The 14,410-nt window shown below is 62.1% G+C and carries 19 protein-coding genes; 10 read left to right on the top strand and 9 right to left on the bottom strand.

The window, feature by feature from the left end; translation table 11 throughout:
- Positions 1 to 254 precede the first annotated feature (254 nt).
- The 6 genes from lptC (at position 255) to ptsN (ending at position 5,437) form a co-directional block, all read left to right on the top strand.
- Positions 255 to 974 (top strand): LPS export ABC transporter periplasmic protein LptC, encoded by a 720-nt coding sequence (gene lptC, locus AC1RTB_RS06670; RefSeq protein ID WP_492875880.1) that lies wholly within the window; start codon positions 255 to 257, stop codon positions 972 to 974.
- Entirely contained in the window at positions 943 to 1,524 is a 582-nt protein-coding gene (locus tag AC1RTB_RS06665) for an LptA/OstA family protein (RefSeq protein WP_492875878.1), read from the top strand. Before lptC ends, AC1RTB_RS06665 begins: the two co-directional genes overlap by 32 nt.
- Positions 1,524 to 2,345: an LPS export ABC transporter ATP-binding protein gene (gene lptB / locus AC1RTB_RS06660; protein ID WP_492875876.1), complete on the top strand. Its 822-nt coding sequence runs from the start codon at positions 1,524 to 1,526 to the stop codon at positions 2,343 to 2,345. The genes AC1RTB_RS06665 and lptB overlap by 1 nt, the downstream gene beginning before the upstream one ends.
- Positions 2,346 to 2,509: 164 nt before the next feature.
- Entirely contained in the window at positions 2,510 to 4,042 is a 1,533-nt protein-coding gene (gene rpoN / locus AC1RTB_RS06655) for an RNA polymerase factor sigma-54 (RefSeq protein WP_492875874.1), read from the top strand.
- A gap of 280 nt (positions 4,043 to 4,322) precedes the next feature.
- Positions 4,323 to 4,907, top strand: a complete 585-nt coding sequence (gene hpf, locus AC1RTB_RS06650; protein WP_492875872.1) for a ribosome hibernation-promoting factor, HPF/YfiA family — start codon at positions 4,323 to 4,325, stop codon at positions 4,905 to 4,907.
- Positions 4,908 to 4,972: 65 nt separating this feature from the next.
- The gene (gene ptsN / locus AC1RTB_RS06645; RefSeq protein ID WP_476782832.1) at positions 4,973 to 5,437 is read left to right on the top strand and encodes a PTS IIA-like nitrogen regulatory protein PtsN; all 465 of its coding nucleotides are present in this window, start codon (positions 4,973 to 4,975) and stop codon (positions 5,435 to 5,437) included.
- A gap of 116 nt (positions 5,438 to 5,553) precedes the next feature.
- Here the strand turns inward: ptsN and AC1RTB_RS06640 are convergent, their stop codons facing one another.
- Together AC1RTB_RS06640 and AC1RTB_RS06635 are read right to left on the bottom strand one after the other, a co-directional pair.
- Positions 5,554 to 5,811, bottom strand: a complete 258-nt coding sequence (locus AC1RTB_RS06640; protein WP_108605559.1) for a BQ00720 family protein — start codon at positions 5,809 to 5,811, stop codon at positions 5,554 to 5,556.
- A 62-nt stretch (positions 5,812 to 5,873) separates the two neighbouring features.
- Positions 5,874 to 6,299: an Hsp20 family protein gene (locus AC1RTB_RS06635; RefSeq protein ID WP_109575873.1), complete on the bottom strand. Its 426-nt coding sequence runs from the start codon at positions 6,297 to 6,299 to the stop codon at positions 5,874 to 5,876.
- Positions 6,300 to 6,429: 130 nt separating this feature from the next.
- Between AC1RTB_RS06635 and AC1RTB_RS06630 the strand changes: the two genes are divergently transcribed.
- Positions 6,430 to 7,371: a nucleoside hydrolase gene (locus tag AC1RTB_RS06630; protein WP_492875868.1), complete on the top strand. Its 942-nt coding sequence runs from the start codon at positions 6,430 to 6,432 to the stop codon at positions 7,369 to 7,371.
- A gap of 161 nt (positions 7,372 to 7,532) precedes the next feature.
- Here AC1RTB_RS06630 and AC1RTB_RS06625 read toward each other — a convergent pair whose 3' ends face one another.
- The 4 genes from AC1RTB_RS06625 to AC1RTB_RS06610 form a co-directional block, all read right to left on the bottom strand.
- Positions 7,533 to 8,147 (bottom strand): LysE family translocator, encoded by a 615-nt coding sequence (locus AC1RTB_RS06625; protein WP_492875866.1) that lies wholly within the window; start codon positions 8,145 to 8,147, stop codon positions 7,533 to 7,535.
- 68 nt (positions 8,148 to 8,215) lie between these two features.
- On the bottom strand, positions 8,216 to 9,115 hold the full coding sequence (locus tag AC1RTB_RS06620; protein WP_492875865.1) for a ribokinase: 900 nt from the start codon (positions 9,113 to 9,115) through the stop codon (positions 8,216 to 8,218).
- A 79-nt stretch (positions 9,116 to 9,194) separates the two neighbouring features.
- Positions 9,195 to 10,088: a methylated-DNA--[protein]-cysteine S-methyltransferase gene (locus AC1RTB_RS06615; protein ID WP_492875864.1), complete on the bottom strand. Its 894-nt coding sequence runs from the start codon at positions 10,086 to 10,088 to the stop codon at positions 9,195 to 9,197.
- A 62-nt stretch (positions 10,089 to 10,150) separates the two neighbouring features.
- Positions 10,151 to 10,645, bottom strand: a complete 495-nt coding sequence (locus AC1RTB_RS06610; RefSeq protein WP_492875862.1) for a DUF2244 domain-containing protein — start codon at positions 10,643 to 10,645, stop codon at positions 10,151 to 10,153.
- Positions 10,646 to 10,667: 22 nt separating this feature from the next.
- Between AC1RTB_RS06610 and nth the strand changes: the two genes are divergently transcribed.
- Positions 10,668 to 11,486, top strand: a complete 819-nt coding sequence (gene nth / locus AC1RTB_RS06605) for an endonuclease III (protein WP_492875860.1) — start codon at positions 10,668 to 10,670, stop codon at positions 11,484 to 11,486.
- On the opposite strand, the gene AC1RTB_RS06600 is transcribed toward nth, so the two are convergent.
- Positions 11,480 to 11,920: a DUF2214 family protein gene (locus tag AC1RTB_RS06600; protein WP_492875858.1), complete on the bottom strand. Its 441-nt coding sequence runs from the start codon at positions 11,918 to 11,920 to the stop codon at positions 11,480 to 11,482. The genes nth and AC1RTB_RS06600 overlap by 7 nt on opposite strands.
- A gap of 131 nt (positions 11,921 to 12,051) precedes the next feature.
- Between AC1RTB_RS06600 and AC1RTB_RS06595 the strand changes: the two genes are divergently transcribed.
- Positions 12,052 to 12,279 (top strand): YdeI/OmpD-associated family protein, encoded by a 228-nt coding sequence (locus tag AC1RTB_RS06595; protein WP_492875856.1) that lies wholly within the window; start codon positions 12,052 to 12,054, stop codon positions 12,277 to 12,279.
- Between the two features lie 92 nt (positions 12,280 to 12,371).
- Positions 12,372 to 12,905 (top strand): GNAT family N-acetyltransferase, encoded by a 534-nt coding sequence (locus tag AC1RTB_RS06590; RefSeq protein ID WP_492875854.1) that lies wholly within the window; start codon positions 12,372 to 12,374, stop codon positions 12,903 to 12,905.
- A 14-nt stretch (positions 12,906 to 12,919) separates the two neighbouring features.
- Here the strand turns inward: AC1RTB_RS06590 and AC1RTB_RS06585 are convergent, their stop codons facing one another.
- A complete protein-coding gene (locus AC1RTB_RS06585; RefSeq protein ID WP_492875852.1) occupies positions 12,920 to 13,507 on the bottom strand; it encodes a transglutaminase-like cysteine peptidase in 588 nt (195 codons plus the stop codon).
- A gap of 239 nt (positions 13,508 to 13,746) precedes the next feature.
- On the bottom strand, positions 13,747 to 14,410 hold a 664-nt coding region (locus tag AC1RTB_RS06580; protein ID WP_492943800.1), incomplete at its 5' end, for a hypothetical protein.

Raw genomic sequence — 14,410 nt, 5'->3', positions numbered from 1 at the left:
ATGCTGTGAGGCTTGCGCTTTTATCGCAACGCTTTGGCGAGAGCCACCGCTTTCCTGACGCAGCTACCGTTGCGGGAACTTGGATTTGTAATGTAAATAGCCATATTGGGGTTTGCACTTTCGGCAGCTGGACGCGCGGGGCGTGTACGTTCAGCCGCAACTCTTTGACCTTACGGTCATATTTTCGTGGCTTTCATCCGCTTCACCGTGCCGGCCTGAACACGGCCTAGATAGTTCGAAAAAGGACATTTGCGTTGGCGCGACCGATCGATACGAGTGGCGGCGGTGGCGGCGTTGCGGTGGATTCCGCAATTGCGCTCGCGACTTCGCGCGGCGATGCCTTCAATCTCGCGTCGCGCCATTCGCGCCGCGTCCGCTTTCTCAAGCGCGTTTTGCCGTTGGCGGCTGTGGCGCTTGCGGCGCTGTTCGGCGGCTATTCTTATCTTGCCGCCCCGCCCTCCTTCCAGGTCAAGGCGGAGGGTGCTGCCTTCTCCGAAGGCAAGCTGGTGATGGCCAAGCCTCAGCTCAGCGGTTTCACCCGGACCAATCTGCCCTATTCGATGACGGCTGACCGCGCTGTGCAGGATCCGGCCAACCAGGGCGTGGTCGAATTGCTTGGCATCGACGCGAAGCTGCCGATCGCTGCCGAGAACGTCGCCGAGGTCAATGCGGCGCGTGGTGTCTATGATCGCACGGGAAATACGCTCAATCTGACGGATCAGGTCACAGTAAAGACCAGTGATGGTATGGTCGCCAAGCTCAAATCGGCGTATCTCGATATGGGCAGCGGCGAGATGAAGACTACCGAACCGGTTGAAATAAGCCTTGACGGTTCGAGGATCACGTCCGATTCGATGTCGATGCTCGAAAACGGCAAGGTTGTCGTCTTTGAGAAGAGGGTACGCGTGGACATCGATCCGGCGCGGATGAAGGCGGCGCAGAATGACAGCGGAGGCGGGAGTGCGGCAAATTAGGTCTTGGCGGTCATTGGCCGCGTTAACATGCGCAGGCGTTGTGCTTTGCACCGCCAGCGCTTTTGCGCAGGACAGCCAGAGCAGGCTTTCGGGCCTCAAGCTCTCCGGCGATCAGCCGATCCAGATCGAAAGCGACAAGCTTGAGGTCCGCCAATCGGAAAACCTCGCGATCTTTACCGGCAACGTCAACGTCACCCAGGGACCGACGCTGATGAAGTCGGGCAAGATGACTGTCTATTACGCCAAGGATGGCGGTTCGGCGGCCACCGGCTCCGCCAAGATCGATCGGCTTGAAGTCGACGACAAGGTCTATGTGAAGTCCGACAAGCAGGTTGCCACTGGCGACCGCGGCACGTTCGACATGAAGACCGAGGTGTTGGTGATGTCCGGCAAGGAAGTCGTTCTGTCGGAAGGCGACAACGTTCTGGTTGGCTGCAAGCTTACCGTTCAGATGAAGACCGGGCTCGCGCAGGTTGATGGCTGCACCAAGGGCACCAACAGCAATGGTCGCGTCATAATGTCGATTACGCCGAGTTCGCAGAAGAAATAATGATTGAGGTATCCCGGTTGTTGTCGCGTCTGAAGCCCGGCTCGGCGCAAAAGCTTGCCGCGCCCGCGATAACTGGCGGTGCCAAGAACGGTAAGTTCAAGGGCACGCTGATCGCCAAGGGCCTGACCAAGAGCTACAAGGGCAGGCAGGTGGTGTCAGGCGTGACGCTTGGCGTGCGCGCCGGCGAGGCCGTAGGCCTGCTCGGCCCCAACGGCGCTGGCAAGACGACCTGCTTCTACATGGTCACAGGCCTGGTGCCGGTCGACCAAGGCACCATCGAGATCGACGGCTTCGACGTGACCGCGATGCCGATGTACCGCCGCGCCCGCCTCGGCATCGGCTATCTGCCGCAGGAAGCCTCGATCTTCCGCGGCCTGTCGGTCGAAAACAACATCCGCGCCATTCTCGAAGTGGTCGAAACGAGCCGCAAGGAGCGCGAGAAATCGCTCGACGCGTTGCTCGAGGAATTCCACATCAGCCATCTGCGCAAGGCACCGGCCATCGCGCTCTCGGGCGGCGAGCGGCGGCGTCTCGAAATCGCGCGCGCATTGGCCAGCCGGCCCAACTACATGCTGCTCGACGAACCCTTCGCCGGTATCGACCCGATCGCAGTCGCCGACATCCAGCAGCTTGTCCGGCATTTGACCAAGCGCGGCATTGGCGTGTTGATCACCGACCATAACGTCCGCGAGACGCTGGGCCTGATCGACCGCGCCTACATCATCCATGCCGGCGAGGTTCTGACCCATGGCCGTGCCGACGAGGTCGTGGCCAACCCGGATGTCCGCCGTCTCTATCTCGGCGAGGGCTTCACGCTCTGACCGCTGAACGCGCAGCCGGCGTTCCGCGCTCCGGGTAGCGCATCGGCAATAACACTGCCAAAACCCCAATCTGCTTGACATGCAAAAGCCGGGCCAGTTTTATCGCTGCTGGCAGGCGGGCCGGTTTTCGGCCGTCGCGGATCGGGATCGGGTCACAACAGCTTATGGCGCTGTCGGCGAAATTACAGCTACGGCAGTCGCAGTCTCTGGTGATGACGCCACAACTGATGCAGTCGATAAGACTGCTGCAGTTCACCCACACCGAGCTCGAACGCTTCATCGACGACGAGATCGAGCGCAACCCGCTGCTCGAGCGCGTGGACGCGCCGGAAGACGCACCGGACCAGTTTCCGAAGATCGAAACGCCCAGCGAGGCAAACGCTGCGGCCAGCGAGGACTGGTTCGAGGCCGAAGCCGGCTGGAGTTCCGAGGCGATCTCCGACAAGCTCGACACCTCGCTTGAAAACCTGTTTCCCGACGATTCCGGCGCTGTCGAGCGCGTGGGGCCGGACCTGGCCATGCAATGGAAGTCGTCATCTCCGGGCTCAAACTCGGGCGGTTCCTCCGAAGGTTTCGACATGGAGGACATGGCAGCGGCGGCGATTACGCTGCGCGACCATGTCGGCGAGCAGATTTCCTTCGCCTTCATCGATCCCGCTGAACGACTCGTTGCCTCCGAATTGACCGACTGGCTCGACGAAGCGGGCTATTTCCGTGGCGATCCAAGCGAGATTGCCACGCGCTTCGGTGTCGATGAGGCATTTGTGCTCAGGGTGCTTGCGGATTGCCAGGGCTTTGATCCGGCTGGGCTTTTCGCTCGAGATCTTGCCGAGTGCCTGCGTATCCAGCTTGCCCGCCGCGACCGGCTCGACCCGGCGATGGCGGCACTCATCGACAATCTCGACCTTCTGGCCAAACGCGATTTCCAGGCCCTCAAGCGCATCTGCGGCGTCGACGAGGAGGATCTGCTCGCGATGCTGGCAGAAATCCGTGCGCTCGATCCCAGGCCCGGCGGAGCCTTTGTGGGGGGCGCTACCGATACCATCGTGCCCGATGTCGAGGTGCGCCAGGCCGCCGATGGCAGTTGGGCGGTTGAGCTCAACCCCGAAACCCTGCCGCGCGTGCTGGTCGACCAGGTCTATTTTGCCGAGGTGACCGGGCGAACCAAGAATGCCTCGGAGCGTAATTTCCTCAGCGAGTGCCTGCAGAACGCCAACTGGCTGACGCGCAGCCTCGACCAGCGCGCCAAGACCATCCTCAAGGTCGCCTCGGAGATCGTGCGCCAGCAGGATGCCTTCCTGGTCCACGGCGTGCGCCATCTCAGGCCACTCAACCTGCGCACCGTGGCCGATGCCATCGGCATGCATGAATCGACGGTCAGCCGCGTCACCGCCAACAAATACATGCTGACGACGCGTGGCGTGTTCGAACTGCGCTACTTCTTCACCGCTTCGATCGCCTCTGCCGAAGGTGGCGATGCGCATTCGTCGGAAGCCGTGCGTGACCGCATCCGCCAGATGATCGAGGAAGAGCAGGCGGCCGATGTGCTGTCCGACGATGCCATTGTGGATATCCTGAAGAAAAGTGGCGTCGATATCGCCCGGCGCACAGTCGCCAAATATCGCGAAGGCATGAACATCGCCTCGTCGGTGCAGCGCCGGCGCGAAAAGCGCGCGATCGCCGGTAGCAGCAGCTAGACGGAAAGGCGCGCATTCGCGCCAATCCGGGGCCTTGATTGACAATCCCTAATGAAGTGTCTAGAAGCCCGCCCGCATGAGAGGGGCTAAGCCCGCCAGAGAAAGATGCGGCACGAGATGGCTTGTGATACGAGCCATAGGCTGCCGGTGGGTGGCCCAAGATCAGCCGACAGGTTCGGACTTAAATTCGGTGCGACAGGCGAGCCAACGCTTGTTTGCATCGGCCACGGGTATAAACTCGGACTGGTTTGAAGTCTGAACAGAAAAGGTCAGTTTTCAGATGAGCCTGCGTATTTCTGGAAAACACATGGACGTCGGCGATGCGTTTCGTACGCGCATCGAAGGTCGTATCGGCGAAGCGATCGGCAAATACTTCGATCGCGGCTTCTCCGGACACGTCAACGTCGTAAAGGCCGGCTCGCGCTACACCGCCGATTGCGTGGTGCGGCTCGATTCGGGCATGTCGTTGCAAGCGACCGGCGAGGCCCAGGAACCGACCGCCGCATTCGAAGCGGCGGCCGACAAGCTTGAAACCCGCTTGAGGCGTTACAAGCGCCGGCTCAAGTCGCACAATCTGGGTGCGGGCAACGGTCAGCTGACCGATGTCGCCTACTCGGTGGTCGCAGCACTCGTCGATGACGACGAAGATGTGCCCGAGGATTTCGCACCCGCCATCGTCGCCGAATCGACGATGGTGCTGAAGACCATGTCGGTGGCTTCCGCCGTCATCGAGCTCGATACCAAGGACAGCCCTGTTGTGGTCTTCCGCAATGCTGGCAACGAGCACCTCAACATCGTCTACCGCCGGCCGGATGGGAACATCGGCTGGATAGATCCCTCGACCGCTAAGGTCGCCCAGGGATAGTCGCCGCCGACCGCATGTGGGGTTTTGGGGCAATGCGGCGATGAGCACAGCAAGGGAATTTCAGCATGGATCTGAGTGATCTGATCGAGGTACCGGCGATCATGCCGGCCTTGAAGGCGAATTCGAAGAAGCAGCTTCTGCAACTTCTCGCCGAAAGGGCCGCATCGATCTCCGGCATCCCCGAGCGGGAGGTGTTCGACACCATACTCCAGCGCGAGCGTCTCGGCTCGACCGGTGTCGGCAATGGCATTGCCATCCCGCATGGAAAGCTCGCAGGCGTTAAGCGCATCACAGGCGTCTTTGCGCGCTTGGAAACGCCCGTCGACTTCGAGGCACTGGACGACCAGCCGGTCGATCTCGTCTTCCTGCTTCTGGCCCCTGAAGGGGCCGGGGCCGACCATCTCAAGGCGTTGTCGCGTATCGCGCGTGTCCTGCGCGATGCCGACACCGTGGCCAAGATTCGCGGCACGCGCGACGCGTCCGCCATCCTCGCGCTTCTGTCGGAAACGCCGGCTTCGCACGCCGCTTGACGTCTTGGTGGACGTTTGGATTTTGGAAAAAGCTTGGGAAGGGCCGCGTCTCGCGGCCCTTTTCCGTTTCGCCATCTGTCACATCGGCTCGAACTGGAGCCGATAACCCCAAAGGGTTAGTGGATGGCGACGGTCGTCAGATCGTTTTCCATCGCACCGGCAAGAGCGCGGTCACGAGCGTCGGACAACAGGATCGGCTCGCCATTGGCGGCAAACAGCGCCCACAGCTCAAGGCCGGGATCAATCTGCGTCAGGCCTGGGAAACGGCCGCGCAGGTCGTCGCTGGATACCTTCCTGAGATAGGCGACGGAACCTTCGCCGAGATGGGCCAATTCGCCCGTGGTCATGGTGTGTCTCTGGTCAGTACTGGGCATTACAGCCTCCTTCTAGCCAGGATGCCGATTCGGCCATCCCGCATGAGAGCCATCGGTAGTTTTCAGTCTGCTACCGATATGTTTATTTTCCGTACCAGCCGTTCGGCTTCCGGTCGGTCGAGATCGACCGAGAGCAGACCGTTCTTCAGATCGGCCGCGATCACCCGCATCCCGTCGGCCAGCACGAAGCAGCGTTGGAACTGTCGTGATGCGATACCGCGATGCAGGAACTCGCGCTCCTTGTCGTCGCTCTGTCGGCCACGCACGATGAGTTGGTTCTCCTCGACGGTGACTTCGAGATCGTTTTCGGCGAAACCGGCCACCGCAAGCGTGATCCGCAGCCTTTCACCCCGTTCGTCGGCATCCCTGATGCGTTCGATATTGTAGGGCGGATAGCTGTCGCCCGACTTGGCAAGGCGCTCCAGCGTCTTTTCCATCGTGTCGAAGCCCAGTAGAAGCGGGCTCGAAAAGGGCGTCATACGGCTCATGTTACAGCTTGTCCTCCGAGAGCGACATAAAGCGGAAAAACCCAGATGGCATTTTCCCGACTGTTGTTGATATGGTCCGCCGCGTCGGCAACTTCAAGACTGCAAAAAAACTGCCCAACAAGGAAAGAAAATGCCCATACCGCGCAAGATTATCATCGACACCGACCCCGGTCAGGACGATGCCGTCGCCATATTGCTGGCGCTCGGAAGCCCTGAACTCGATATCCTGGGAATCACTGCCGTCGCCGGCAACGTGCCGCTGAAACTGACCGAGAAGAATGCCCGCAAGATCTGCGAACTGGCCGGCCGCCCCGAGACCAAGGTCTATTCAGGCGCCATCCGTCCGCTGATCCGCGACCTCGTCACCGCCGAGGAAGTCCACGGCAAGACCGGCCTCAATGGCCCCGAACTGCCCGAACCCACGATGAAGCTTGAGGAGCAGCACGCCGTCGACTACCTCGTCGAGACGCTGATGCGCGAGGAAGCCGGTACCGTCACGCTGTGCCCGCTCGGCCCGCTCACCAACATTGCGCTCGCCATGATCCGCGAGCCCAGGATCGCACCGCGCATCAAGGAGATCGTCCTGATGGGTGGCGGCTTCTTTGAAGGCGGCAATGTCACGCCGTCGGCCGAGTTCAACATCTATGTCGACCCGCATGCGGCCGACGTGGTGTTCCGCTCGGGCGTGCCGATCGTCATGATGCCGCTCGACGTCACCCACAAGGCGCTGACCACGACCAAGCGCATCGACGCCTTCCGCAAGCTCGGCACCAAGGTTGGCATCGCCACCGCCCAGATGCTGGAATTCTTCGAGCGCTACGACGAAGGCAAGTATGGCACCGACGGCGGCCCGCTGCACGATCCGTGCGTCATTGCCTACCTTATCAAGCCCGAGCTGTTCCAGGGCAGGTTCTGCAACGTCACCGTCGAGACGGCGTCGGAGCTGACCATGGGCATGACCGTGGTCGACTGGTGGGGCGTCACCAAGCGTGAGAAGAACGCGACCGTCATGCGCGACATCGACCATGACGGCTTCTTTGCGCTGCTCGTCGAGCGCCTCGGCCGGCTCTGAGACCGTAAGACTAGAGCATTTTCATCCTTACCTCTCCCCGTGAAGGACGGGGCGAGGGGGCGCCGGCGTTGCGGCCATCCTCCTTCTCCCCGTCATTACGGGGAGAAGGTCCGGCAGGGGATGAGGGGCAATTCTCCCTGAAACGCAGGTAGGCGAATGCTCTATCTCGCCCGCGAAAACGCCAGCCACACGCCACCGCCGACAAGGAACGTGCCGCTGATGCGGGTCATCAGCTTCAGGCGCTTGGCCGACAGGAACTTGCCCGCACGACCGGCGGCCACCGCATAGGTGGAATCCGAGAGTGCTGCGAAGACCATCGCGGTGATGCCCATGATGACGATCTGCTGGGCGTAATTGGCAGTCGGGTCGATGAACTGCGGGATGAAGGCGCCAAAAAAGATCAGCGTCTTGGGGTTGGAGATGGCAACCAGGAAGCCTTGCAGGAAGAAACCGCCGCGCGGCCGCTTCGGTGCGCCATCGGCGGCGAGTTCGCCGCCCGAACGGAACATCTGGATGCCGAGCCAGATCAGATAGGCCGCACCCAAGAGCCTGACCCATTCGAACCAGTGGCCCATGGCCTCGATCATCTGGTTGAGGCCGATGCCGACAATGGCGATCATCGCGGCCACGCCGATCTGCGTGCCGGCGGCGTTGAGCAGCCCGGCGCGCGTGCCGTGCCTTATGCTCGAGGCGATGATCAAAGTGACGGTCGGCCCCGGTATCAGCACGATGACGATACAGGCAACGACATAGGCGGCGTAGAGTTCGAGCGACATTTCCGTTCCTCCGGCGGTCGCTCGACACTAAGCACTGAGATTTTACGCGTGTCCAGAAGGTGCTGCGCTCAACCCTTGTGTGCTGCTTCCACCTCGGCGGCGAGCGGGATGGCTGGCTGGGCACCCGGCTTCAGGCAAGCAAGCGACCCGGCCACAGCCGCGCGCCGAAGCGCGTCCTTGAGGTCGAGCCCAGTCGACAGGCTCGCGGCGAGATAGCCGCAGAAAGTGTCGCCTGCACCCACAGTATCGACCGGCGTGATCTTGAGTGCGTCGACATGGACGAGTTCGTCGCCCTTGGCCGCCAGAACGCCTTCGCCACCAAGCGTGACGATGACGGTGGCACCGGTGCGGCGGGCAAATTCGCTCATGCGCTCCGACCGCTCGCCGGCCGGCAGGCTCAGGGCTTCGGCATAGAGGTCGAACTCGGTTTCGTTGGCAACGACATAGTCGGCCTTGCCGACGAAGCTCGCCGCTTCGGCGCGGAAGGGGGCGGTGTTGAGCATGGTCACCGCACCTACCTTGCGTGCCGCCGCGAGTGCCGCATCCACGGTGGCAAGCGGGATCTCGTGCTGGAGCAGGACGATGTCGCCCTTTTTGAACTGCGCCTTGGCGAGATCGCCCGGTACCACCGAACCATTGGCGCCGGGCACCACAGCGATCATGTTTTCGCCGTCGCCGCCGACAAGGATCAGGGCGATGCCGGTGGCCGCCTGGATTTCAGCGACGCCGGAAAGGTCGACGCCGCCATCCCTAAGAAAGGCAGTCGCTTCGCCGGCGAAGGCATCCTTGCCGACAGCGCCCACCATGCGGACCGGAACGCCGGCGCGCGCCGCCGCGAGCGCCTGGTTGGCGCCCTTGCCACCGGGCGCCGACTTGAAGTCGCTGCCCGGAACGGTTTCGCCGGGTCCTGGCAAACGGCCGACGGTGGCGATGAGGTCGAGGTTGATGGATCCGACAACGGTGATCACGGCAGTCTCCTGAAAAATCGGCCGGAAACTAGCCTGTGTCGCGCTCACTTGCCAGATGTCGCGTTGCCATTTCGAACCATCATCGCGCGACCTGGCCGGCCTCCCAGCCGAGGATCGCACGCTTGCGCGTCAGGCCCCAGTGATAGCCGGTGAGCGCGCCCGATTTTCCAAGCGCCCGGTGGCACGGCACGACGAAGGAAATCGGATTGGCGCCGACGGCGGCACCCACAGCGCGGCTGGCCTTGGGTGAGCCAATTTCCGAAGCGATCGACGAATAGGTGCAGGCCCGGCCCATCGGGATCTTGAGCAGCGCTTCCCACACCCGGACCTGGAAGTCGGTGCCGATCATCACCACGCGCAGCGGCTGGTCCTGCCGCCAGCGGGTCGGATCGAAAATGTGCGCGGCATAAGGTGCCGTCGCGCTCATGTCCTCGACATAGGTGGCGTTGGGCCAGCGTCCGGACATGTCGGCGAATGCGGCGCGCTCCTCGCCGGCATCGTTGAAGGACAGGCCGGCAAGCCCGCGATCGGTGACCATGACGAGCGCCACGCCAAAGGGCGAGATGTGGAAACCGTAGCGGATGGTAAGCCCGGCACCACGGGTCTTGTAGTCGCCCGGCGACATCGCCTCATGGGTGACGAACAGGTCGTGCAGACGTCCCGGACCCGACATGCCGACCTCGAAGGAGGCCTCGAGCAGCGGCAGGCCCTCGTCGAGCAGCTTGCGGGCATGGTCGAGCGTCACCGCCTGCAGGAAGGCCTTTGGCGACAGGCCGGCCCAGCGGCTGAACAGCTTTTGCAGGCCGGTCGGCGTTTCGCCAACCTCGTCGGCCAGGGTTTCGAGCGAGGGCTGGTCGCGATAGTCGAGGCTGATCTTTTCGATCACCCGGCGCACCGTCTCATATTCCGAGCCGACCGGCGTGATGTCGTGCTGCAGCGTGGCAATGGGCTTCGTTTGCGTCTGGGCGTTCATGGCAATATCTCCTTGGACGCCAATATCGCGCTGTCGGTGGGTATTTCCCACCCGATTCCTGCTCATCTGCTCCTTGCGGTTGCAAGTGCCCGCGAAAAAGCCTTGGCGAAGCTCTCACGGTCGTCGGGATTGAGGAAGCTGCCGATCGGCACGCTTTTTTCCCGCGATACCACGGCCATGCCGGTGATGCCGATCTCGTCGTGGCGGGAAACGGCAAAACGCGCCCAGAACGGGTTGAAGTGATACTGCTCCGATTTGCCGGAAGGCGCCGTCTTGAGGATGTCGAGGCTGGTTCGGGAAACGATCACCTCTTCGCGGGCGCGCGCCGCGCGATAGTTGAGCCGAAAGGCGATGTAGAGGCCGATGACGTCGAGGCCGAAGAAGCCGAAGATCGGCCAGGCGCCGTAGCTCAGGAAAATGATGCCGGTGACGATCCAGCCGAACATCATCGCGCCCATCAGGATCATGAAGCCGGTGCGGCCAAGCGACCGGTGCGGCAGCAAAAGCGCCTTGAAGAACGGCTCGTCGGCGGCAAAGGTGGCGTTTGTCTCGCTCATGTCGGTTAATTATAGAGGGCCTATGAAAAACCCCAAGTCCAAAGATGCGCCAATGGCGTCGCAGGCCACCGTCCGCGCCGTATCGGGCACCAAGCCGAAGCCGCGCGCCCGCTCAACGCGTGCCAAGTCGCTCTATTCGGCTGCGGAAGTGCGCGAGATCTTCCGCCGTTTCCAGGTCCAGCGGCCGGCGCCGAAAGGCGAGCTCGAACACGTCAATCCGTTCACGCTGCTGGTGGCGGTAGCGCTGTCGGCGCAGGCGACCGATGCCGGCGTCAACAAGGCGACCCGCGCGCTTTTCGCCATTGCCGATACGCCAGAAAAGATGGTGGCGCTGGGCGAGGAGGCGCTCGGCCAGCATATCCGCACCATCGGCCTGTGGCGCAACAAGGCCAAGAACGTGATCGCCCTGTCGGAAGCGCTGATCCGAGACCATGGCGGCGAGGTGCCTGACGATCGCGATATGCTCGTCAAGCTGCCCGGCGTCGGCCGCAAGACCGCCAATGTCGTGCTCAACATGGCCTTCGGCCACCACACCATGGCTGTCGACACCCATATCCTGCGCATCGGCAACAGGATCGGGCTGGCGCCCGGCAAGACGCCCGATCAGATCGAGGCGATCCTGGTCAAGATCATCCCCGACGAGTTCATGCTGCATGCCCATCACTGGCTGATCCTGCATGGCCGCTACGTCTGCAAGGCACGCAAGCCCGATTGCTGGCGCTGCGTCATCGCCGACATCTGCAAGTCACCAGAAAAGTCGACAAGCGAGCCCGCGCCGCTGGTGCTGCTGGACGAACTCGATCCGGTCGAGGTCGCGGAAGCCGAAGTGGCGGCTCAGTAACCGCGCGCCATCGCCGCGGCAAAGATCGGGATCAGGGCGAAGACGGCGATTTCAGCCTTGATGAAGCGCCGCACGCGCGCCACCTCGACATCGGGCACGACATAAGCCTCGCCGCTACCAGCGGCGCGCCAGCGCAAGATGCGGATGGTGGGCGCAATCGACAGCAGTCCGACTGTCGCGAACGCTGCCATCTTGGCCCAGAAGGTCGGGTTGTAGATGTAGAATTCCCAGCCCTTCAGCCCGAAATAGACCCGTGCCGCGCCGATGATCACCAGCAAAGCCGCCAAGGCGCCATAAGCGGCGTCGACACGGCCGAGCAGGGCAAGGCCACGCCGGTCGAGACCGGGGCGCACCAGCACGGCTTCCGTGGCGATCACGCCGGCGAGGGTGAAGGCAAGCAGGTGGTGGACGATTGTCAGAAGGAGATCGGTCATCGGCGCCTCGCAAACCCTGTCCTCGTCGCTACGATATCAAAGCGAGGTCGATGTCGAAATGACAACCGGATGTGTCAGTTGATGATTGTGGTGTGGTTGACGGGCGCGTTTTTCATCCGCAAATTTCAGCCATGGCCCTGACCCGCGACATCAATCCGATGCCCGAGTGGATCCGCAGCGAGCTTTTGTCGCGCGGTGTGCTCAATGCCTATGAGGCGCGGCCCGGCTATCAGCGCAACGACTATCTCGGCTGGATCGAACGCGCCAAGCTCGAAGCGACCCGCCGCAAGCGGCTCGACCAGATGCTCGACGAGCTCGAACGCGGTGGCGTCTACATGCGCATGGCCTGGCGCGGCTGATTCCGCTGGCGGATGCCGAAATGTCGATCTGGCCTGCTGCTTGTCCGTCGGACCGTGCTAAAGCCCCGGCAACGATGGATGGAGCTTCACCGATGACCACTTTTGACCTTGCCGATATTCCTGTCATCGAGACCGAACGCACCATCCTGAGGCCGCATCGCCTCGCCGATTTCGACGCTTATGCCGGGATGTGGGCCGATCCGGTCGTCACGCGCTTCATTGCCAAGCCACGGACACGCGAGGAAAGCTGGCAGCGTTTCCTGCGCCATGCCGGCTCCTGGTCGCTGATCGGCTATGGCTTTTGGGCGGTCGAGGAAAAGGCCACGGGCCGCTTCATCGGCGAGGCTGGCTTCCATGACCTCAAGCGCGACATCGAACCTTCGATCGAAGGCATCCCCGAGGCTGGCTGGGGATTTGTCGCCGACAAGCATGGCCAAGGCATTGCGAGCGAGGTGGTGGGCGCCTTCGTGACCTGGGCCGACCACCGTTTCGAAGGCCGCACTGTCTGCATCATCGATCCGGTCAACGGCGCTTCGCTGCGCGTCGCTGAAAAGAACGGCTATCGCGAGATCGGCCGCACCACCTATCACGGCGAGCCGACGATCCTGCTCGAACGTTTAGGCTAATTCTCCGGCAGGCGTCAGTTGCCGACCGCCGTCGTCACGATTTGCCTGGCGTTGCCGATGCGCTCCCAGCGGTGGCCATTGCCTTGCGCCTGGCGGGCAAAGTAGCCGTAGGGTGTGCTCGACCAGTCGCGGATTGAGCTGGTCATGTTGTCGAGGATGAGGTCGCCTTCGCTGGTCCGCACGGTCAACACAGTATGGCCTTCACCGCGATAGCGCGCCACGGTGAGCAGCAGCGCCGATGCCGGCCAGCCGCGTGCCAGCAGTTCCTTTTTCTTCAGGATCGCGAAGTCTTCGCAATCGCCATAGGCGACAGGCACGCGCCAGTCGTCGTCCTTGCCGACAGTGACAAGGTCGCTGCGTTCCTTGATGCGGGAATTGACCGCGCGGTTGACCTGCTGCAGCTCGGCACTGAGCCTGGGCTGCAGCGATACCACCTTCTTGCCGCCAGATGTGCTGCACAAGCGAGGTTCGTGGCTGCAGAATGAATAGAAGGCGGGCGGCGCAAAGGCATTGCCCATGGTTTCCATCGTCGTGCCAGCCTGGGCGGCAAGCGGGCTGGCGAACAACGCCGAAAGTGCGACCAGCGCGGCATGGCGTTTCACGGTTTTGTACCCCCGGACTTAGCTTAAAGAATGATGGGTATCGGTTAATGAGCTATTGCTAAAGTGACGATCTGGCCGATAAGGGGCGTAATGCTTAACAAATTGTAACTTGCTTAAATAGGATTTGAAGCAGCAATATAAATTTGGTTGCGGCGCCTCCAATGGAGACAAAAATGTCTGCAATCAAGCAATCAATAGCTAAAGCCTTAGCTGTCGCGCTCTCCGTATCCGCATCCTCACTATACATGGCAGGATATGCTGGAGCATCTGTTCCACAACGGCTTGCAGCTGCTCAATGCAGCCCTCTCAATGGCGCTAATTATGCAAGGTGCTGCATTGCCTTGAACAGGAAGCAGATCCTGACTCAAGATCAGCTCAATCAGTGTCCGCCATTGACGACGGCCGCGATACGATCGCTCACGACCAATGAGAGCGATCACGATCACTTCTTTAATGGCGGCGGCTCCAGAAATGGCGGCTCCAGTGGTGGTGGTGCTGGCGGCAGCGTCGTCGCCAGCGGCGGCGGATCGGGCGGTGGCAGCTCCAGTGGAAGTGGCTCGAGCGGTGGTGGATCCAGTGGGGGTGGCTCGAGCGGAGGTGGCTCCAGCGGGGGTGGATCGAATGGCGGCGGTGACAACGGTGGCGGGGGTGGCGACCACCACCACCACGATCATGGCCACGACGGCGGTGATGGCGATCACCACGGCGACAAAGACCATCGCGGCGGTGGCGACAAAGATCACCAAGGTGGCGGCGACCACAAAGGTGGTGGTAGCGATCACCAGGGTGGCGGCGATCCCAAGGGCGGTGGCAAAGATCACCAGGGTGGCGGCGATCCCAAGGGTGGCGGCAACGATCACCAGGGTGGTGGCGACCACAAGGGTGGTGGCAATGATCACCACG

Source organism: Aminobacter sp. GW821-FHT11F06 (assembly GCF_058808215.1).
This window is presented reverse-complemented; position numbering and strand designations above follow the sequence as displayed.